The sequence below is a fragment of the Nocardiopsis sp. NPDC049922 genome, assembly GCF_040660275.1.
GTDB lineage: Bacteria > Actinomycetota > Actinomycetes > Streptosporangiales > Streptosporangiaceae > Nocardiopsis.
Map to the genome: position 1 here is coordinate 145,179 of NZ_JBFAME010000010.1, position 16,806 is coordinate 161,984.

General features: G+C 71.2%; 35 protein-coding genes. All 35 read left to right on the plus strand.

What is annotated here, in order from left to right; translation table 11 throughout:
• Window positions 1-50 precede the first annotated feature (50 nt).
• The 35 genes from AB0I72_RS19690 (at window position 51) to AB0I72_RS19860 (ending at window position 16,800) form a co-directional block, all read left to right on the plus strand.
• The gene (locus AB0I72_RS19690; protein WP_358570488.1) at window positions 51-566 is read left to right on the plus strand and encodes a hypothetical protein; all 516 of its coding nucleotides are present in this window, start codon (window positions 51-53) and stop codon (window positions 564-566) included.
• A gap of 89 nt (window positions 567-655) precedes the next feature.
• Window positions 656-1,774, plus strand: coding sequence for a lambda-exonuclease family protein (locus AB0I72_RS19695; RefSeq protein ID WP_358570491.1), 1,119 nt, complete (start codon window positions 656-658; stop codon window positions 1,772-1,774).
• Window positions 1,771-2,667 carry a recombinase RecT gene (locus AB0I72_RS19700; RefSeq protein ID WP_358570494.1) on the plus strand — a complete coding sequence of 299 codons (897 nt, stop codon included), beginning with the start codon at window positions 1,771-1,773 and terminating at the stop codon, window positions 2,665-2,667. The genes AB0I72_RS19695 and AB0I72_RS19700 overlap by 4 nt, the downstream gene beginning before the upstream one ends.
• Window positions 2,664-2,873 (plus strand): hypothetical protein, encoded by a 210-nt coding sequence (locus tag AB0I72_RS19705; RefSeq protein ID WP_358570496.1) that lies wholly within the window; start codon window positions 2,664-2,666, stop codon window positions 2,871-2,873. Before AB0I72_RS19700 ends, AB0I72_RS19705 begins: the two co-directional genes overlap by 4 nt.
• On the plus strand, window positions 2,873-3,289 hold the full coding sequence (locus AB0I72_RS19710; RefSeq protein WP_358570499.1) for a hypothetical protein: 417 nt from the start codon (window positions 2,873-2,875) through the stop codon (window positions 3,287-3,289). The genes AB0I72_RS19705 and AB0I72_RS19710 overlap by 1 nt, the downstream gene beginning before the upstream one ends.
• Window positions 3,286-3,519 (plus strand): hypothetical protein, encoded by a 234-nt coding sequence (locus tag AB0I72_RS19715; RefSeq protein ID WP_358570502.1) that lies wholly within the window; start codon window positions 3,286-3,288, stop codon window positions 3,517-3,519. The genes AB0I72_RS19710 and AB0I72_RS19715 overlap by 4 nt, the downstream gene beginning before the upstream one ends.
• A complete protein-coding gene (locus tag AB0I72_RS19720; protein ID WP_358570505.1) occupies window positions 3,516-3,791 on the plus strand; it encodes a hypothetical protein in 276 nt (91 codons plus the stop codon). The genes AB0I72_RS19715 and AB0I72_RS19720 overlap by 4 nt, the downstream gene beginning before the upstream one ends.
• Complete coding sequence (locus AB0I72_RS19725) at window positions 3,788-4,270, plus strand: RusA family crossover junction endodeoxyribonuclease (RefSeq protein WP_358570507.1); 483 nt, start codon at window positions 3,788-3,790, stop codon at window positions 4,268-4,270. Before AB0I72_RS19720 ends, AB0I72_RS19725 begins: the two co-directional genes overlap by 4 nt.
• Window positions 4,270-4,410, plus strand: a complete 141-nt coding sequence (locus tag AB0I72_RS19730) for a hypothetical protein (protein ID WP_358570510.1) — start codon at window positions 4,270-4,272, stop codon at window positions 4,408-4,410. Before AB0I72_RS19725 ends, AB0I72_RS19730 begins: the two co-directional genes overlap by 1 nt.
• Window positions 4,410-4,691, plus strand: a complete 282-nt coding sequence (locus AB0I72_RS19735) for a helix-turn-helix transcriptional regulator (RefSeq protein WP_358570513.1) — start codon at window positions 4,410-4,412, stop codon at window positions 4,689-4,691. Before AB0I72_RS19730 ends, AB0I72_RS19735 begins: the two co-directional genes overlap by 1 nt.
• Window positions 4,688-5,242: a hypothetical protein gene (locus tag AB0I72_RS19740; protein WP_358570515.1), complete on the plus strand. Its 555-nt coding sequence runs from the start codon at window positions 4,688-4,690 to the stop codon at window positions 5,240-5,242. The genes AB0I72_RS19735 and AB0I72_RS19740 overlap by 4 nt, the downstream gene beginning before the upstream one ends.
• Before the next feature lie 188 nt (window positions 5,243-5,430).
• Window positions 5,431-6,072: a hypothetical protein gene (locus tag AB0I72_RS19745; protein ID WP_358570518.1), complete on the plus strand. Its 642-nt coding sequence runs from the start codon at window positions 5,431-5,433 to the stop codon at window positions 6,070-6,072.
• Between the two features lie 79 nt (window positions 6,073-6,151).
• A complete protein-coding gene (locus AB0I72_RS19750; RefSeq protein WP_358570521.1) occupies window positions 6,152-6,463 on the plus strand; it encodes a hypothetical protein in 312 nt (103 codons plus the stop codon).
• The gene (locus AB0I72_RS19755) at window positions 6,463-7,503 is read left to right on the plus strand and encodes a hypothetical protein (RefSeq protein WP_358570524.1); all 1,041 of its coding nucleotides are present in this window, start codon (window positions 6,463-6,465) and stop codon (window positions 7,501-7,503) included. The genes AB0I72_RS19750 and AB0I72_RS19755 overlap by 1 nt, the downstream gene beginning before the upstream one ends.
• Complete coding sequence (locus AB0I72_RS19760) at window positions 7,500-8,069, plus strand: hypothetical protein (RefSeq protein WP_358570527.1); 570 nt, start codon at window positions 7,500-7,502, stop codon at window positions 8,067-8,069. Before AB0I72_RS19755 ends, AB0I72_RS19760 begins: the two co-directional genes overlap by 4 nt.
• A complete protein-coding gene (locus AB0I72_RS19765) occupies window positions 8,066-8,332 on the plus strand; it encodes a hypothetical protein (RefSeq protein WP_358570530.1) in 267 nt (88 codons plus the stop codon). Before AB0I72_RS19760 ends, AB0I72_RS19765 begins: the two co-directional genes overlap by 4 nt.
• Window positions 8,329-8,511 carry a hypothetical protein gene (locus tag AB0I72_RS19770; protein WP_358570533.1) on the plus strand — a complete coding sequence of 61 codons (183 nt, stop codon included), beginning with the start codon at window positions 8,329-8,331 and terminating at the stop codon, window positions 8,509-8,511. Before AB0I72_RS19765 ends, AB0I72_RS19770 begins: the two co-directional genes overlap by 4 nt.
• Window positions 8,508-8,756, plus strand: a complete 249-nt coding sequence (locus tag AB0I72_RS19775; protein ID WP_358570536.1) for a hypothetical protein — start codon at window positions 8,508-8,510, stop codon at window positions 8,754-8,756. Before AB0I72_RS19770 ends, AB0I72_RS19775 begins: the two co-directional genes overlap by 4 nt.
• Window positions 8,753-8,893 (plus strand): hypothetical protein, encoded by a 141-nt coding sequence (locus AB0I72_RS19780; protein ID WP_358570539.1) that lies wholly within the window; start codon window positions 8,753-8,755, stop codon window positions 8,891-8,893. The genes AB0I72_RS19775 and AB0I72_RS19780 overlap by 4 nt, the downstream gene beginning before the upstream one ends.
• Window positions 8,890-9,786, plus strand: coding sequence for a phage Gp37/Gp68 family protein (locus tag AB0I72_RS19785; RefSeq protein ID WP_358570541.1), 897 nt, complete (start codon window positions 8,890-8,892; stop codon window positions 9,784-9,786). Before AB0I72_RS19780 ends, AB0I72_RS19785 begins: the two co-directional genes overlap by 4 nt.
• Window positions 9,783-10,601, plus strand: coding sequence for a hypothetical protein (locus AB0I72_RS19790; protein ID WP_358570544.1), 819 nt, complete (start codon window positions 9,783-9,785; stop codon window positions 10,599-10,601). Before AB0I72_RS19785 ends, AB0I72_RS19790 begins: the two co-directional genes overlap by 4 nt.
• Window positions 10,598-11,401, plus strand: coding sequence for a hypothetical protein (locus AB0I72_RS19795; protein ID WP_358570547.1), 804 nt, complete (start codon window positions 10,598-10,600; stop codon window positions 11,399-11,401). The genes AB0I72_RS19790 and AB0I72_RS19795 overlap by 4 nt, the downstream gene beginning before the upstream one ends.
• 41 nt (window positions 11,402-11,442) lie before the next feature.
• Complete coding sequence (locus AB0I72_RS19800; RefSeq protein ID WP_358570550.1) at window positions 11,443-11,979, plus strand: DUF6205 family protein; 537 nt, start codon at window positions 11,443-11,445, stop codon at window positions 11,977-11,979.
• A complete protein-coding gene (locus tag AB0I72_RS19805; RefSeq protein WP_358570552.1) occupies window positions 11,967-12,440 on the plus strand; it encodes a hypothetical protein in 474 nt (157 codons plus the stop codon). The genes AB0I72_RS19800 and AB0I72_RS19805 overlap by 13 nt, the downstream gene beginning before the upstream one ends.
• Entirely contained in the window at window positions 12,437-12,643 is a 207-nt protein-coding gene (locus AB0I72_RS19810; RefSeq protein WP_358570555.1) for a hypothetical protein, read from the plus strand. Before AB0I72_RS19805 ends, AB0I72_RS19810 begins: the two co-directional genes overlap by 4 nt.
• On the plus strand, window positions 12,640-13,023 hold the full coding sequence (locus tag AB0I72_RS19815) for a hypothetical protein (protein ID WP_358570557.1): 384 nt from the start codon (window positions 12,640-12,642) through the stop codon (window positions 13,021-13,023). The genes AB0I72_RS19810 and AB0I72_RS19815 overlap by 4 nt, the downstream gene beginning before the upstream one ends.
• Window positions 13,020-13,217, plus strand: coding sequence for a hypothetical protein (locus AB0I72_RS19820; protein ID WP_358570560.1), 198 nt, complete (start codon window positions 13,020-13,022; stop codon window positions 13,215-13,217). The genes AB0I72_RS19815 and AB0I72_RS19820 overlap by 4 nt, the downstream gene beginning before the upstream one ends.
• Complete coding sequence (locus tag AB0I72_RS19825; RefSeq protein ID WP_358570563.1) at window positions 13,217-13,705, plus strand: hypothetical protein; 489 nt, start codon at window positions 13,217-13,219, stop codon at window positions 13,703-13,705. Before AB0I72_RS19820 ends, AB0I72_RS19825 begins: the two co-directional genes overlap by 1 nt.
• On the plus strand, window positions 13,698-14,054 hold the full coding sequence (locus AB0I72_RS19830; RefSeq protein WP_358570566.1) for a hypothetical protein: 357 nt from the start codon (window positions 13,698-13,700) through the stop codon (window positions 14,052-14,054). The genes AB0I72_RS19825 and AB0I72_RS19830 overlap by 8 nt, the downstream gene beginning before the upstream one ends.
• Complete coding sequence (locus AB0I72_RS19835; protein WP_358570569.1) at window positions 14,051-14,764, plus strand: hypothetical protein; 714 nt, start codon at window positions 14,051-14,053, stop codon at window positions 14,762-14,764. Before AB0I72_RS19830 ends, AB0I72_RS19835 begins: the two co-directional genes overlap by 4 nt.
• Complete coding sequence (locus AB0I72_RS19840; protein ID WP_358570572.1) at window positions 14,761-15,234, plus strand: hypothetical protein; 474 nt, start codon at window positions 14,761-14,763, stop codon at window positions 15,232-15,234. The genes AB0I72_RS19835 and AB0I72_RS19840 overlap by 4 nt, the downstream gene beginning before the upstream one ends.
• Window positions 15,231-15,497 (plus strand): hypothetical protein, encoded by a 267-nt coding sequence (locus tag AB0I72_RS19845; protein WP_358570575.1) that lies wholly within the window; start codon window positions 15,231-15,233, stop codon window positions 15,495-15,497. The genes AB0I72_RS19840 and AB0I72_RS19845 overlap by 4 nt, the downstream gene beginning before the upstream one ends.
• Window positions 15,498-15,513: 16 nt before the next feature.
• The gene (locus AB0I72_RS19850) at window positions 15,514-15,858 is read left to right on the plus strand and encodes a hypothetical protein (protein ID WP_358570578.1); all 345 of its coding nucleotides are present in this window, start codon (window positions 15,514-15,516) and stop codon (window positions 15,856-15,858) included.
• A 46-nt stretch (window positions 15,859-15,904) separates the two neighbouring features.
• Window positions 15,905-16,243 carry a helix-turn-helix transcriptional regulator gene (locus tag AB0I72_RS19855; protein ID WP_358570581.1) on the plus strand — a complete coding sequence of 113 codons (339 nt, stop codon included), beginning with the start codon at window positions 15,905-15,907 and terminating at the stop codon, window positions 16,241-16,243.
• Window positions 16,240-16,800: a hypothetical protein gene (locus tag AB0I72_RS19860; RefSeq protein WP_358570583.1), complete on the plus strand. Its 561-nt coding sequence runs from the start codon at window positions 16,240-16,242 to the stop codon at window positions 16,798-16,800. Before AB0I72_RS19855 ends, AB0I72_RS19860 begins: the two co-directional genes overlap by 4 nt.
• Window positions 16,801-16,806: the final 6 nt, after the last annotated feature.

Below are 16,806 nucleotides of genomic sequence, written 5' to 3' on the forward strand. Positions count from 1 at the left end.
CCGTTCGCCTCTCCCACCGGCCCACCGTCGGTGGACGGGTGGTCCCGTGGGTGTCCCTCGAAACCGACCGAGGGCACCACCTGGGCCAGATCGACGACGCCAAGAGGATGTGCGCCATCGTCGAGCGCCGCTGCCAGATCTGCGGCGAACCGCTCGACGGTCACCGGTACATCCTGTTCGGCCGCGAGGCTGACCGGTCCCGGGGGTACGTGGTCGAGCCCGGGATGCATCCAGAGTGCGCCGCCTACACCGCGAAGGCGTGCCCGATGCTCTCCGGGGCCATGGACCACTACCGCAGCACCCCGGCCGACTTGTCAGGGCGCACGTCCCCGGACGGGTACCCGCTCGTACCCGCTCCGGACGCGGTCGTCCGCGCGGGCAAGCCCTCGGACACCTACCTCAAGGTGTGGGCCGATAGCGGGGGCGACTACAGGCCGGGGGTGGCCGACGAAGGCGTCGTACTCCGCTGGCCTTACCGCCCGCTTCGGGTCCGTGTCATCGCGACCGGAGCTGCCCGCGCCGCGCTCGACCTGCTCCGGACCACCCCCGGAGGCGAGCCGCTGTGACTGACCGCCGGGCGTCAACGCCACCCGCTGCTGTGGGGGATCCGGCGCAGGGGGCCAAGGCCGTCGAGGAGCCGCACGCTCACGCTCCAGTGACACGGCCTGCGCCCGGCGGTCCCACCGGGCCGGAGGCACCGCACCCCTCCGGCCCGGCCACCCTCACCACGCCGACCGGGCAGCTGATCCTGCCCGCCGGAGCCCCGGCGGAGGAGTGGCACGCCGTGCGCCGCACCGGCATCGGCGGGTCGGACGTCGCCGCGATCTTAGGAATGGACCGCCACCGGGGGCCGCTGGCCGTCTACCTGTCCAAGCGCGGTGAGGCTCCGCCCGAGCGCAGCGCCCGCCTGAACCGGTCCGCCCGGCGCGGGCACAGGTTGGAAGGGCTCGTGGCGGAGTTCTTCGTCGAGGAGACCGGCCTGCAGGTCCTCGACACCCCAGGCACCCTGAGGCACGTCGACCGGCCGTGGATGCTCGCCAACCCCGACCGGGTCGTCCTCACCCCGGGCGACTCCCGAGGGGTCGCCTCCCCGGACGGCCGGGTCCTCGAATGCAAGACGAGGACGTGGCGGTCCGCGCAGAGCGAAGACTGGAGCGGGGACGAACCCCCGGACGGGCCCGCCCTGCAGGCGTACTGGTACCGGGCCGTCACCGGATACCGGGGCGCGTACGTCGCCGGACTCATCGACGACGACCTGACCGTCTTCGAGCTGGCCGACGACACCGACCTGATCGACCACCTCGTGGACTACTGCGGGAAGTGGTGGCACGACCACGTCGTGGCGGGAGTGCCGCCCTCCCCAGACGGATCCAAGGCCACCGCCGACCTGCTCGGCCGCCTGTGGGAGGTGCGCCCCGAGGCCGTCGCCACCGTCGACGCTGACCGGGTCATCGACCTGGTCGCGCACCGGGACCGGCTCACCGAGGAAGCCGACCGCATCGGCGCGGTAATCACCCGCACCGACAACGAACTGCGGACGCTGCTCGGGGACGCCGAGGTCGGCGCGGACCGGCTCGGCCGCATCCTCCTCACCTGGCGGCAGAACGGCACCTTCGCGCCCTCCCGGTTCGCCGAGGCGCACCCCGAGATCGTCGCCGCCCACCAGCGGCACACCACCGTCCCCGACTGGGACGCCATCAAGACCAACCACCCCGACGAGTACCGGGCCCACCGCGCCCGCGTGCTCCGCATCTCCAAGGACGCCCGCCCATGAGCCTCAGAGACCGAGTGGAGGCCGCGACCTCCACCCCGGCCCCAGACGCCGACTCCGAGCCGTCGGCCTCCCGCGACATCGCCGTCACCGACGACAAGCTCGACTGGCTGCGCCAGCACGGCACCTACTTCACCGACGCCCTGCCCCGCCACGTCGACAAGGCCCACTTCATCGCGACCGCCCGCGCGATCCTGCCCAAGCTCGCGAACTGCACGAACGAGTCCATCATCACCGCCCTGTTGGCGTGCGCCCGCTTTGGGCTGGAGCCCGACGGCAAGCAGGCCGCCATCGTCCCGTACAAGAACATGGCCAAGTTCCAGGCCATGTACCAGGGCTACGTCGACCTCATGTACCGGTCACGCCTGGTCGACTCGGTCCACTTCAACTGGATCAACGAGGCCGACACCTGGGACTTCGCCCCCAGCGCGCCGCCCCCCGGCGACTTCCTGCACCGCCCGGCCGTGCACCTGCCGCGCGCCGAGCGGGGGCGGCCGATCCTCGCCTACGCGTTCGCCTGGATCCGGGGCGGAGGACGCTCGCAGGTCATCCTCCTCAACGAAGAGGACGCCATCCATATCCGCGACGAGTACTCCCGGGCGTACCGCAAAGCGGAGAAGGACGGGACGCGCGACAGCGCCTGGCACACCAACTTCGAGGACATGTGGCTCAAAAGCTGCGTGCTCCGTCTGACCAAGCGCGTGCCCACTTCCGCCGAGCTGCGGGAGCTGATCCGGTTCGACGAAGCCGCCGACGGCCGAGGCGAACCGCCCGTCATCGACGTGACGCCGCTGCCCGACTCTGGCGACGAGGCACCCACGGACACCGGCACTGATACGGCCGATGGGGCGGACTGGTCGGAGACGCCCCAGACCACGGACGGGGACGCCTCATGATCACGGCCGCCGTCATCCTCGCTGCCGGATTCGCCGTCGGGGTCACCGCCGGGTGGGCCGTGGCCAGCCGTCGCGCTGACCAGGGCGACATGACCCTGATGAGACTCCGCCGCCACAACGCCGACCTGTGCCGATCCAACGCGCTCCTGTCCGAGCGCTGCGGATTCTGCGGCACCTCCCGCACCATGCCCACTGGAGGCCACTGATGAGCACCCACGACAGGTTCCGACGCCTGGCCGCCGCCCACAGCTCCATCATCATGACCCCGGACGAGTGGACCCCCGCCCGCGTCCTGGACATCGTCCGCGAGCAGCGCGCCCGCGAAACCGCCGAGGGCCGTGTCGACGAGCATATGGACGCACACGCCCGCACCATCGCCCGCACCATCGTCGACACCACGGAGGTGGGCCCCGACGAGGCGGTGACCACCCTGCTGGCGATGGCGACCCACGTCGGGACCGTCCTCATCGCCCATGCCCGACCGACCGACTCCACGGTGCTGCGCCTGCTGTGGGTGGTCGCTGACGAGATCGACCGATCCCAGCACCAGACCACGGACCCGTACTGCCGACGGTGCGGAGGAACCTGCCAGATCCTGCGCACAGGCCGGGGGCGGTCATGAGCACGCGTCTGCAACGCCTCTGCGTGGATGTGGAGATCGCCGTCCACGAGCACGCCGCCCGGGTGCGCCGCCACCTGTTGGGCACCACCGTCCACGAGGCGATGCCCGCGTACCCCGAACGCATCCGCGACCTGGACCCCGAGTCGCAGGACACCTTCGACGACATCGCCATGGACGTCCTCGACCAGCGGCTGTTCCACCTGCTGACGCGCACGGGGTGGGCACGATGACCGCCCCGAACACTCCAGCCCCGCCCGAGTGGCCCGCTCACATCAAGGTCGGCCACCGAGGGTTCACCTGCGATGGGTGCATGAAGTACACGGGGATGTCCGCCACCGACGCCGCCGAGCAGGCCCGGTTGCACCTGACGCGCCGACACGGCCACGTCCCCCGTGAGGACCTGGTCGCCGCCGTCGCCGAAACGGGACTCGACCCCGCCGCCGCGGCTGCCGTCACCGACCGCCTACGGCAGCGGTTCCGCATCCTGCGGAGGTCGCCATGACCGTCACCGTGACCGTGTACGGCACCCCCGTGGGGCAGGGAGCGATCTCCTACGGCAAGCACGGCAAGGGCTACCACCGCAACGCGCGCGCCCTCGACTCCTGGCGCGACACGGTGCGGGACGCCGCCTTGCAGGCGATCGGCCGTCACCTGCACGCCGCCTGGGTCGGCAACGGTGCCCCGTGCGCCCGCTGCGGAGTCATGGCTCGGCAGCACGCACTGTTCACCGGGCCGGTCGCTCTGGACGCCGTCGTCACCCTCGCCGCCCTGAAGTCCGACCCGAACCGGGCCTGGCCACTCACCCGCAGCTCCTTCGACTGGGACCACCACGGCCGTGCCCTGTCCGACGCCCTGTCAGGGGTGCTGTGGGTCGACGACTCCCAGATTGTCGACGGCCGAGTCCGCAAGACCTACCCCGACCGGGGCCCCGACGCCCTCGACCGGCCCGGCGTCCTGCTACGCGCCTGGGAGGTGTCCTGATGCGCCCACGCTCTGACGGGCCCGCACTGGTGATCCTCATCGTCTGGGGGCTGGCGTCCTTCACTCTCACACTCCTCGCCATCGAGGGGTGCGCCCCCGCAGACCTGCCCGTCCTCGACCTACACCTGGGGAGGCCCTGATGTCCGCACTCAACCCGCTGTTCGCCGCCCTGGTCGCTGAACGCAAGCGCGTCGGCATGACCCGGGTGGACATGGCCCGCCGCCTCGGCTATTCCACCAGCGCCGTCCAGTGGTGGGAGACCGGACGGTCATGCCCCACGTTCGAGGCCGTCACCGACTACGCCACCGTCCTCGGGTTCACCCTCGCCCTGCAGTCCACAGCCGCGCCGGCCACCGGGTTCGCCTGGGTCGACACCGACCCGCTGTCCACCACCCGTATGGAAGGGAGCCGAGCCGCATGACGCAGCTGAAGGGGAGCTGCGCCGTGGCCCGTGACTACACCGCAGAGATGACCGCGCTGGTGGAGGCCCGTACCAGCGGCAGTGGGTGGGTGCCCGCCGTGGTCGCCGCCCAGCTCGTGGACCACCTCCGTGACGCCGACCCCGGTCTGCTCGCCGGGTGGCTGCAGGAGATGGCTCCGCACCTGCTCACCGACATGATCACCACCCGCGAGCGCAGTATCCGCGCGACGTCCCGCCGCCGGGCCGGAGCTCACGCGTTCGCCGCTGCGGCCGGGGACGAGGAGCGGTTGCGGTCGTTCGCGGTCACCTACGCGGTCGACGGCCAGAACACCCGGCGCCGGGTCGCGGACATGACGGGCGACGACCACCGGTTCGTTGCCGACAGCTACGCCGAGTCGGCGAACCGGGCGCGGATGCTCTCGACGTTCCACGAGGTGGTCGCCCGCAAGGTCGGCCGCCGCCGGACCGCCGACGTGATGAGCGAAGCCGAGTACGACCGGCTGTTGCGCTCCCTTGTCCGCCCGCCGATCACCCCGGAAGCCGCCGCCTGACTACCCACCCCGCGCCCAACCGGCCCTTCCCGAACCTGCCCGACTACCCAACCCGTTCCGCTCCGCTGTGACTACCCGCCCCGACTTCCCACGCCATCCCTTATCGGCCCTGCCTCGACTACCCAACCCGCGCCCCGGCGTCGCTTCTCGGCCCGGTCCGACAACCCACTGACCGAAAGGGACCCACGATGACCACCAGCGTCTTCGCTCGCTACGCCGACCAGGCGTGGCCGTACCGGTTCGCCGGATCCTTGCACATCACCACCATCGCCGGAGGCACCCCCTCCGACCCGAACGTCGCCGAAGGGTGGCTGCGCTCCAAGCTCGCCGACAAGGACGACTTGATCCGCGAGCAGGTCGCCAAGGTGATGGTCGCGCGCGGCATCACCGCCGACGAGGCCGCCAAGGAAGTCGACATCCGCAAGCACCTCAACGGTTTCCGCCGCGATGGGGAGGGCCTGTACATCGAGGGCCGCCAGTTGAAGGCCGCGTTGAAGGAGGCCGCGTCCGTGGCCGTCGCCAGCGGCAAGCTCGCCGGTCGCGGCTGGGGCAAGACCAACAAGGGCCTCCTCTCCTACCTCGCCGAACACGTGGTCGTCGTTGAGGACCGACTACACCTCGGCGTCGCCGAGGTCACCGGCATCCAGTACGAGGAGTACGTGGAGGACGCCCACATCGACTTCACGGTCCTCACCGACCACGCCTTCACCGACGAGGAGTGGGCGCTGATCTGGCTCACCGGCGAGCAGCAGGGCATCGGTGCGTCCCGTTCGCAGGGGTTCGGCCGCTACGCCGTCACCCGTTGGGAGCCCCAGCCCGCCGCCGCATAGACCCGCGCCGGGGCGCGGTGAGCCTTCGAGCCCGCGCCCCGACGCGACCACCCGTCCGTTCCGAGCGAGGAGGAACCCGATGCCCTGGGTCCGCCGATCGGCCCACCCGCCGCACCTGTGCGCGCCGCCGACGCGTGAGGTCATCTACACCCTGCCCCCGGCGCACGGCACCACGGTCAGCGGACTGCCGATCAACCACACCGCGCCCGCCGTCGACGGCCGCCCCGGAGACCTGTGGCAGTGCGACACCTGCGCCGCCCTGTGGCGGGTCGGGTTCGCCTGCGACTGGTGCGACTACCGCTCGGGCCTGTCCTTGCACTCGGGCTCCTGCGCCATCGGCCTGCGGTGGCGTCGGGCACGCTGGTGGGCCCGCTTTGTCTGGGGGCGCTGATGCCCCGCATCCGAAGCGTGAAGCCCGAGTACTGGGACGACCGCAAGCTGGCCCGATCCGTGAGCCGGGACGGCCGACTGCTCTACATCGGCCTGTGGAACCACGCCGACGAGCACTCCCGTGTCCAGGGCGACCCGAGGTTCATTAAGGGCCGCGTGTTCCCCTACGACGACGACCTGGACGAGACGGCCATCGCCGCCCTCCTGGACGAGCTGGCCGACGCGGGCCGTATCGTCCGCTACACAGTGGACGGCGACCCCTACCTGGTCCTGCCCACGCTGTCCCGGCACCAGCGTCTGGAAGCCGCGAAGGTCCCGAGCCGCCTGCCCTCCCCGGCGGACGCCGACCCTGAACCCCCCGCGCGTGGTCGCGCGGACGAGTCCGAGCCCCGCGCAGACGAGTCCGCGCGCGGCGAATCGGACATTGGAGACGCTCTGAACCACTCCGAGAGCGGTGCTGAGGGCACCTCGCGCGAGGGAGAGCAGGACCCCCACCCCCCTGAGACGCCTTCTGAGGGCTCCTCAGGCACACGCGAGGGCACCTCTGCCTCCGAGGTGAAGTCACCGCAGGTCAACGCCTCTACGCAGACAGGCCCGGACGAGTCCGCGCGCGACGCGGACGAGTCTGCGCGGATTGCCGCTTTAGCAGGTGGCAGGGAGCAGGTTGCAGGGAGCAGGGAGCAGGGGGGTGCGGGGGGTGGTGCCCCCAACCCGGAGCCCGATCCGCCGAAGCCGACCCGGACCGGCACCCGCTTGCCCGACGACTTTGCCGTCACCGCCGAGATGGCCGCGTGGGCGCGCGAGAAGGCACCCACCTGCGGCTCCGAAGATCACGCGGCGTTCTGCGACTACTGGCGGGCCAAGCCCGGCAAGGACGGCCGGAAAACGGACTGGGTCGCCACCTGGCGCAACTGGATGCGCAAGGAGCACGAACGCCGCGCCGCCCGAGGCCGCCCCCGCACACCCACGTCACCACCCGGCGAGACCGTCTTCGACCGGGCCCGCCAGCGCCTGAACGCCACACCTGGAGGTGCACCATGACGCCTGACGAGGCCATCACCCTCGCGGAGAAGGCCGCCGCGTGCTGCCCGCAGCAGAAGTTCAACGAGGAAACCCCCGACGCCTGGTTCGCCCTGCTCGGGGACCTGACCTATGACGACGCCCTACAAGGGCTGTGGCGGGCCGCCAGGGAACAGCCCTTCGTGGCCCCGGCCGAGATTCGCCACCACGTGCGGATCATCCGCCGCGAACGGCTGCGCAACGCCGACCGCATCCTGCCCGCTGCTGACCCCGACGCGAAGGACTACAGCGCCCGATTCAAGCGGCACCTGCAGGCACTCGCCGACGGCAAGCAGGTCGGTCTCGCTCTGATGCCCGGCTCCCGCCGCACCACCGCACCCACGGCGGAGTACACGGCCGCCCGCGCCGCGCACGCCCCGCACCGCGACGACCCCACCCCGCCGAGTGTGACCCCGGTGTCGTCGACGCCGTGGTGCGGGAAGTGCCACGACGACACCCGCACCCGCACCGCGATCCAAGACGGTCACCTGGTGCGGGTGCCGTGCCCGGTGTGCGGGCCCGACACCTCACCACGGGGGGCGGCATGACCACCCGGGAGCAGGCCCGCGCCCAGGCCGTGACGCTCATCGCCGCCCGGATCGCCGACCGCGACCGGACCCCGCTCGCGGACCGAGCCGACCCGGAGCCGTTCGCCGCGTCTCTGCTCGCCGAGCTGGCCGGTGCCGGCATCCGGTACGTGCCCGCCCTCCGGCCGCAGGACCGCACCGCCGAGCCCCCCGCTACCCCAGCGCAAGCCCGCGCCCACGCCGCCACCGCCCGCCGCCGCATCACCCCACGCGAGACGCCATGACCGCAGACCACCAGCCCGCACCCTCCTCCCACCTCGCGGAGATAGTGAACGCCACCGTCGACGCCATGGACCACCTCACCGAAGCGCTGCGCACCGGCGACCCCGCCCACATGCGGGCGTGCCAGCGCGACCTCCGCCGCGCTCAGGACCACGCCGACCAGCTCGGGGAGGATCGGTGACCCACCCCACCCAGGACCCGCTGTGGGAGCCCGACGACTGGGACCTCCTCGTCGACGAGGACCCCGACATCGAGGAGTGGGGCCCTGAGGAGGACTGGGACGACGGCGGGGAGTGGATCGAGTCGCCGCCCCTCCGCCGCACCACCGACATCCTGCGCCCGGACCTGTTCGGGCCCGTCCCCGACGGATGGCCCGCCCGACCCATCCGCACCAACGCTGACAGCCACTTCGGGAGGACCCGTTGACCCACACCACGACCGTCCACGGCGACGCCAACTTCGCCGCCACCGACGCCGACGAGCTGCGCACCGGCCTGACCCAGGTGGCCGCCGTGTGCGCCGCCTGGCACGCCGACCTCGACCGGAGAGGAGGCGGGGCATGAGCCGCATCGAGTGGACCGAGACCACCTGGAACCCCACCACAGGGTGCGACAGGGTGTCGCCCGGGTGCGACCGGTGTTACGCGCTCACCATGGCCGGACGCCTCAAGGCCATCGGCTCCGCCAAGTACCAGACCGACGGCTCAACGCGCACCTCCGGGCCCGGGTTCGGTCTGGCCGTCCACCCCGACACGCTGACCGCGCCCCTGCACTGGACCGCCCCGCGCCTGGTGTTCGTCAACTCCATGAGCGACCTGTTCCACGCCCATGTGCCGACCGAGTTCATCGCGCGGGTGTGGGCGGTCATGGCCGCCACCCCACGGCACACCTACCAGGTGCTGACCAAACGCCACGCCCGGATGCGGTCCGTGCTCACCAGCGAACGGTTCATGGTCGGGTTCTACGCCGCCTACCGGGCCTACGCGGGCGACGACCTGTTCCCCCCGTCCTGGCCCGCCCCCAACGTCTGGGTGGGGGTGTCCGCCGAGAACCAGAAGTGGGCCGACATCCGCCTGCCCGCGCTCGCCCGGACCCCGGCCGTGGTCCGATTCGTGTCCGCCGAACCCCTCGTCGGGCCCCTGCGGTTGCACCGGGGCCACGGCCACTGCCCCACCCACGACTTCAGGGGCGGACACTGCTCGGGCCCATGCCCCAACCTGGTCACCCCCGACTGGGTGATCATCGGCGGCGAGTCCGGGCCCGGCGCCCGCCCCCTGGACCTGGAGTGGGCAAGGGTCCTCCGCGACCAGGCGCACGCCGCCGGGGCGAAGGTGTTCATCAAGCAGCTCGGGGCCGCATGGGCTCGGGAAGCCGGGGTGGGCGGCAAGGGCACCGACCCGGACAGCTGGCCCGACGACCTCAACGTCCGGCGGATGCCCACCCCGAGGCAGTCATGAGCACCATGAGCCCCCTCGAACGCCGCATCCACAGCAACCGGCAACGGGCCCGGCGTCGCGCCATCGCCGAGGGGCGTCCGACCACCACCAAGGTCGACGCCGCCCCGGCCCGAGAGCACGCCGAACGTCTGCGCGCCATCGGCATCAGCACCGCCCGCCTCGCGGAACTCTCCGAGGTCCCGCTGGCCACGGTGCGGCACATCCTGTACGGAACGGGCGGCCACCCCCCGGCGAAACGCACCGAACAGGACCACCTCGACCGCATCCTCGCGGTCCCCGCCGTCCCGCTCCTGGGAGCCCCCGGCGCATTCATCGACGCCTGCGGGACCGTCCGCCGCCTGCAGGCCCTCATCGCCGCCGGATGGTCCGTCGCGGAGCTGGCCCGCCGCCTGGCCGTGTTCCCTCCCAACCTCGCGCAAATGCTGCAGCGCTCGCAGGTGAGGGTCACCACCGCGCTCGCGGTCCGCCGCCTCTACGACGAGTTGTGGGACGTCGAACCGCCGCAGGACACCCCCCGGCAGCGCCGGGCCGTCCGCGAGGCCCGCGAGCGCGCCGCCCGCGCCGGATGGCCGACCCCGGCCGGGTGGGATGACGACGACATCGACCTGCCCAAGCCGGACCTGACGGCCAAGCACGCCGCCCAGGTCGCGGCGATGGACGACACCCAACTGGGTGCCTACAACCGGGCCGCGTACCGGGAGGGCGAACGGTCGCCGCTGATCCGGGCCGCCGCTGCGGAGTACTCGCGCCGCGCCGCCACTGCCGCCCGCGAACGCCAGACGGCCAGAACCCGACCGGAGGAGGCCGACCGGTGACCACCAGAACACCTCCTCCTCCGATGACCGACGAGCAGGCCGCGTGGATCAGGAAGCACGTCCACGGCACCTACTACGCCGACGGACACCACACCAACTCCTTCTGGGGTGACCCGGGCCCGCAGTACCGGTACCAGGGGACGCAGTGCGAGTGCCAGCGTCCGTGCCCGTGCACGGAGGGCCGTTGCGACGTGTGCCGCGTCGCGTTTGCCGCCGCCGACCACCCCGGCAGCCCGGCCCACCCGAAACGTGAAACCTCGCTGAAGACCGGCATCCCTTACTACCTGGGCACCAAGGAACGCCCGGCGTTCCTGCCGGTGTGGATCGTCGGGTACGCGTGCCGCCGCCTCTGCCGCTGCTGGGAGTGCAACTCCCGACGCATGCCGTCCCCAATGGCCCCGGAGCAGGCCGACCAGGTGATGGAGGAGGTGCACCGGACCAAGCTCGGACGGCGCTCCCTACAGCCGAACCTCGCCGGTCAGCGCCACTGCCTCCACCTCGCCACACCGGTGTGCGAGGGGTGCATCAGGGGCTACCACGGGGGGTGCACAGGCTGGTCGTGGCCGCGCCTACACGAGACGTGGATCCGCGACAGCGACGGCTCCGACCTGTTCTGGGCCAACGGCTCCCACTACCTGGTGTGGACACCACCTCGTGAGTGCGTGTGCCCATGCCGTACCGAGAACACCCCCGCGCCCGCGCCGCCTGCCCGGCCCCACCGCCCTGCCACTCGTTCTCTGGAACCCGCCCGAAAATGCCCCGCCGCCGTGCAGGAAGCCCTCTTCGACCTGGAGGTCTGACACGTCCACCCTGCGCACCACCCGCAGATGAGGAGACATCCGTGGCATACAACACCCGCCACACCGGCAAGATCACCATCGCCCCACCGTTGAGCTGGGCTGAGATCAAACGCGGACCTGGCCTGGAAGACCTGCGGCTCATCACCGACGAGGCCCACACCGACACCGAGACTGGCCGCACCACCGTCATCACCGCCTCCGCCGTCGCCCCGCTGACCGAGGAACCCTTCACCGGCTACGAGATGGCCGCCGAGCTGCAGGCCCTCGTCGACGCCCACGGTGCCCGCCACGCCTTCGTCGGCCACATCCAAGGCGAAGGCGAAGAAACCGGCGACCTGTGGCGCCTGATGGTCCGCGACGAGCAGGCCGTCAAGGTCCTGCCCACCATCATCTGGCCCTACCCGGCCCCTGCCACTGGGGTAGCCCACCCGGAGCTGGCCACCACCCTCACCACGCTGGGCGAGCAGTTCGGGCCGCTCGCCGTGGCCCTGGCCGCCGCCCAGTTCGTCGACATCGGATGGCTGGTCCGCCAGCTCACCGAACACCACACCGGAGGTACCACCGCATGGCCCGCATGATCGACCACACCACCACCCAGGCCCGCCACCCGTGGCCCGACGACGTCTACGTCCAGGGCGGTGAGCAGGGCATCGTCATGCGCCGCGACTCCGCAGGCGGGTCCTACAAGACGGCGTTCGTCGAAGCCTTCCCCGAGGGAGGGTTCGTGCGTGGGGAGGGCCCCACCCTCGCCGACGCCGAAGACGCCGCCTGGGCGAAGTACGAGACGTGGCGCGACTGCGACGGCACCGGGCAGCCGCACGGCCCCTTCGAGGCCCGCGGCTACGCCAACGGATGCGGCCACTGCACCCGCTGCGGCACCTGGATGACCGGGGTGCTCCCCGCCCAGCCCGCCGACCCCGACCGCGACCCCAACCCGCTGGAGAAGGCACTCCTCGGAGACGATGACGCCCTCGGCGACATCCTCGGCACCGTGGCCCACGCCGACGAACTGCCCGACGGGCCCGGGGACACCTCATGACCGCCACCGAGATGTTCGAGGCGCTGCGCACCCTCATCGAGGAGGGCCACGGCGAACACCGACTCCTGCTCACCGACATCGACCCCGACGGCACCGGCACCGTGTACGAGCCGACCGAGGTCGGCCTGCTTCTGGGTGATGACGACCGCGCGTGGATCGGCATCGACCTGCGCCTAGCCGACACAGGGGAGGGTGACTCATGACCCCGGCCCGCTGCATCATCTGCTGTCTGCCCGAGGACGACCACGGTCCTGACGGGCTGGTCTACAAGGCCCTGTACGGGTGGCACACCTTCACCAACGGCTCGGGCGCTCTCACCGGGGCGCCGCCACCGCGCAGCACCCGCCGCCCCGCGCGCGTCCGCCTCGTCGAGCCGACCATCTCGATGACCCGGCGACCGTCCACCCCGGGCACCCTTGCGCGCGCCCTCGGTGACGAGACCTCTCACCAGCTCAACCGGAGCATGCCACCCCCGTTGCCGCACCGCGCCCCCGGGGCGTCCCGCAACCCGAAACCCGCACTCGCGCCCCGCCCCCTGCCGTGGTGGGGGCGCTGGCGACGATTCCATGGAGGGAACCGATGAACACCGACCTCACCACCGCAGCCGACACCACCGAGAACGTCATCCCGGTGCTGCCCACCTACCACTTCGAGACCACCTTCACCCGAGTCGGCTCCGACGACCACCTGCGGGTGACCGCCACCGGTTCCCAGACCTTCGTCACCCGCATGGCGGAGGCCGCCGCGTCCGCGTTCGAGGAGGAGGCGACCCGCTGATGCACGCCTCTCGGACTCTCGCCTTCGAGGTCGGCCACCTGCTCGACATCTGGCACGTCGACCCCGGCCCCAAAGGGCACTCCTGCGTGTCGCGTCCCGGGTGGCGGTGGCACATCCACCACTGGCGTCTCCGCAGCCTGCCCCTGATCAGCTTGCGCCGCCGCCTGCTCACCCGGTGCGCCTGGTGTCGTGGCCGCCACCACCGCGCCGACCCCGTCAACCACGGGTTCCCCGGGACGCCCCGTGCGCCGTGGTGGCGGGGCGAGATCCACCTGTTCCACCGCGACTGCATCGGCATCCACGAGGCCCACCAGACCTGCGTGTGCGCCGACCCGCTCACCGAACATGACGGCTACGGCCGGTGCGCGCTCTGCGGCCGGTTCCGGCCGTTCGGGCTCACACACGAGCGGCTCGCCCGGTGCAGGGAGCTGGCGGCGATCCCCACCGGAACCCGCCCCACCCCGCCCGAGGAGGTACCCGGTGCCTGAGCTGGACCACAACGGCACCCGGAGACAGGGCGACGTTCTGGACCCGGAGACCGGCAAACCCCGACTCCTCTCCGAGAAGTGCCCCACCTGCGTGTTCAGGCCGGGCAACCCCATGCACCTGGCACCCGGACGCCTCCAGGAGCTGATTGAGCACAACCTGGCTGTCGGGGCTGGTCTCACCTGCCACCAGACCCTCTCCTACTCCGGAACCGGAGCGCTGAACGCCTGGTGCCGGGGCTTCTACGAAGCCTACGGCGACCGAGTCCTCGCCATCCGCGTCGCCCGGGTGCTGCTAGGTGGCGTGACCGAGGTCGACCCGCCCGCCTCAACGAAGGGAGGCCACACATGAGCGTGTGCGAAGGACCCTGCAACCGCACCTGGAGGCAGGCCCGCCAGGCGTTCGTCGATGCCCTCACCGCATGGGAAGAAGCCGACACCGACCTGCGCGGTGACCGGCCCATCCCACCGGACATCATCCCCACCCCGGGTGAGCCGGTGTGGTGCCGGGGCTGCACCGGCAGCATCCGCCGCGCCCTGGCCGACCTCGACAACCTCGCACCCCTGATCGCCGCCACATCGGACGGGTACCGGACCCGTGCCGACGACTCCGACCGGGTCCGCACCTCCCAGACCGCACCCTCACCCTCCCCGGCCGCCGACGTCCTGGACGAGCTGTACGGGTACCTGTCCCAGATCGAGCACCAGTGGCGGGAAGCACGCGGGTACGGCCCCCGACCCGAACGCTCCCGGGGAGCCCCGGCCCTGACCGTGGTCGTGTCCTGGCTCGGCGCGCACCTGGACAGTATCCTCGCCAACCCCGGCAGCGTTGGATTCGGCCAATCGGTGCTGCGGTGGCAGCGCCACCTACAGGCCCTCGCGAAGGCCCGCCCCGAAGGCAAGCGGAAGCCGTGCCCCTGCCCGCGCTGCGACCGCCGCACCCTCGTGCACGAGGTCGACCGCGACCTAGTCCGCTGCGAAGGCGACCAGTGCGGACGCGTCATGTCCACCGACGAGTACGACGCCTACGTGGCCGACCGCGCCCAGCGGGCCGCCTCATGAGCCGCGCCGACGAGGTCCTAGACCTCATCGACTCCGCCCTGGACGACTGGTCGGTGTCCGGCGACGCCATGCGCAGCATCCCCACCGACTCCGACGCCCCGGGCACGCCCGTGCTCACCCCTGAGCGTGTCGCCGACGCCTACGACGTGCCGTGCCGCCTGGTCATGGCCCCTCACGACCTGGCACGGCTCCAGTGGCTGTTCGAGCACTACCGCACCCACGTCACCCAGGCGTGGGCGAGTATGCGGCCCGCCTTCGAGCAGCTCCGCGAGATCACAGCCACCGTCGCCCGGCCAACCCGTGGCAACCACTGGACGCTGTGGCCGCACCCGCGCCAGGACCCCGACCCGAAGGCGTGGGTTGCGTTCACCGACCAGCCGGGCCGACAGAAGCGGCCCCGCCGCCGCGGCCCCGACCCTCGTCGGGTGAACGTTCGCCGCGCCCCGGCCCGCACCGGGCGGCGCCCATGACCGGTCCCTGCAGACACGAGGCCGCCGTCCCGGTCGATTCCGTGGTCACCGGCACCACCCTCGCCTACCTGTGCCCGGACTGCGGCACCCAGCTCCCCGACGACTTCGGAGCGGAGCTGGCCGCCCGCCGCGCCCTCACAGCCCGACAAGCCGCCTGCCCGCACACGCAAGAGACCGCCGACATCACCCAGTGGGGAGGCAGCACCATCGCCCGCCTCTGCCAGACGTGCGGGAAGACTCTGTCGCCACCCCACACCACCTGACCGAAAGGACACTCCCGTGGGATCGCTGTGGATCACCATCACCGAAGCGGACGACGCCGCGCGCCGACGCGCCGTCGACGCCCTCCACGACGCACAGATCACCGTGTACCGGTCCTGGATCGACGACCGCACCCCGGCCGACATCCGCACCCAACAGGCCGAAGCCCGCAACGCACACCGCGACCCCGCCGGGGCGGCGCTGGGCGCGGGCGTCACCGCCCTGTTCGGCGGCCTCACCGCGTGGGCGTTCCTGCTCGGAGGGTGGTGGACCGCTGCCGGTATCGCCTGCGCGCTCATCACTGTGGTCGGCATCGTCGGTCTGGTCGAAGGGCTGCACCGCAAGCCCCGTCCGCCCCGCTGACCACCTCGGTTGCAAATCTACATAGCCCCTATGTAGAGTTTCGGTCATGGATGACGTCAAGATCACCGTGTCGGTGGCGGCGGTCCTCCGGGCGTTCCTGGAGGACACCGGCCGCCACCGGTTCGGCTACGACCTCATGAAGGACACCAGCCTCAAGAGCGGCACCCTCTACCCGATCCTCGCCCGCCTCCAGAAAGCCGGATGGATCGAATCCGAATGGGAGGACATCGACGAGAAGGCCGAAGGTCGCCCCGCCCGGCGCTTCTACCAGCTCAACCCCGACGGGGCTGCGGCAGCTCGTGTCGCCTTGGCTGAACTGCACGAACGCCTGGGAGTGCAAAGTACCCCGGCTCTTGGTCTGAGCCCCCTGGGAGGGCAGGCATGACGGGCCTACTGATTGGCGCCCTCTGCGCTCTCGGTGGCCTGTTCCTGGGTGTGTGCTCCGACATGATCAGCGAGGAGATGCGCACCCGCCTCGACCGCCTGCCCCAAGCCCTCGTCCGACTGGCGGCCCGAAGGCTTCCCGAAGAGATCCGCGACGATATGGCCCGTGAGTGGCTTGCCGAACTGCACGTCGTTCTCCACGGTGCCGATGCCGTCCCGGTCACACGTCTGGTTAAGGGCGTGGCGTATGGATTTAGCCTTTTCGTCTCGGCTCGCAAGTTTGGAAGAGAGTTCGGCGTACAGGGCGGTAATGATTCAGTGGCCTCTCGGGAGGCTAGTGCATCGACTAACCCGATGGATGAAGTCATTGCCAAAGGAAGGTTGGTTCCAGATTTTGATAGCGCGCTCCGGATAGCCTTGCGGGATTTTGACGTGCCGAAGGGTGCGCTGTTCCGCAGGGTGAAGGGTAGTTATGTTTATGAAGTCGTTAGCCCTGACGGAAGGCCCCTGCATATAGATATCGACCTGAAAAATTATATGCACCGCTCTGATGAATGATCGGTA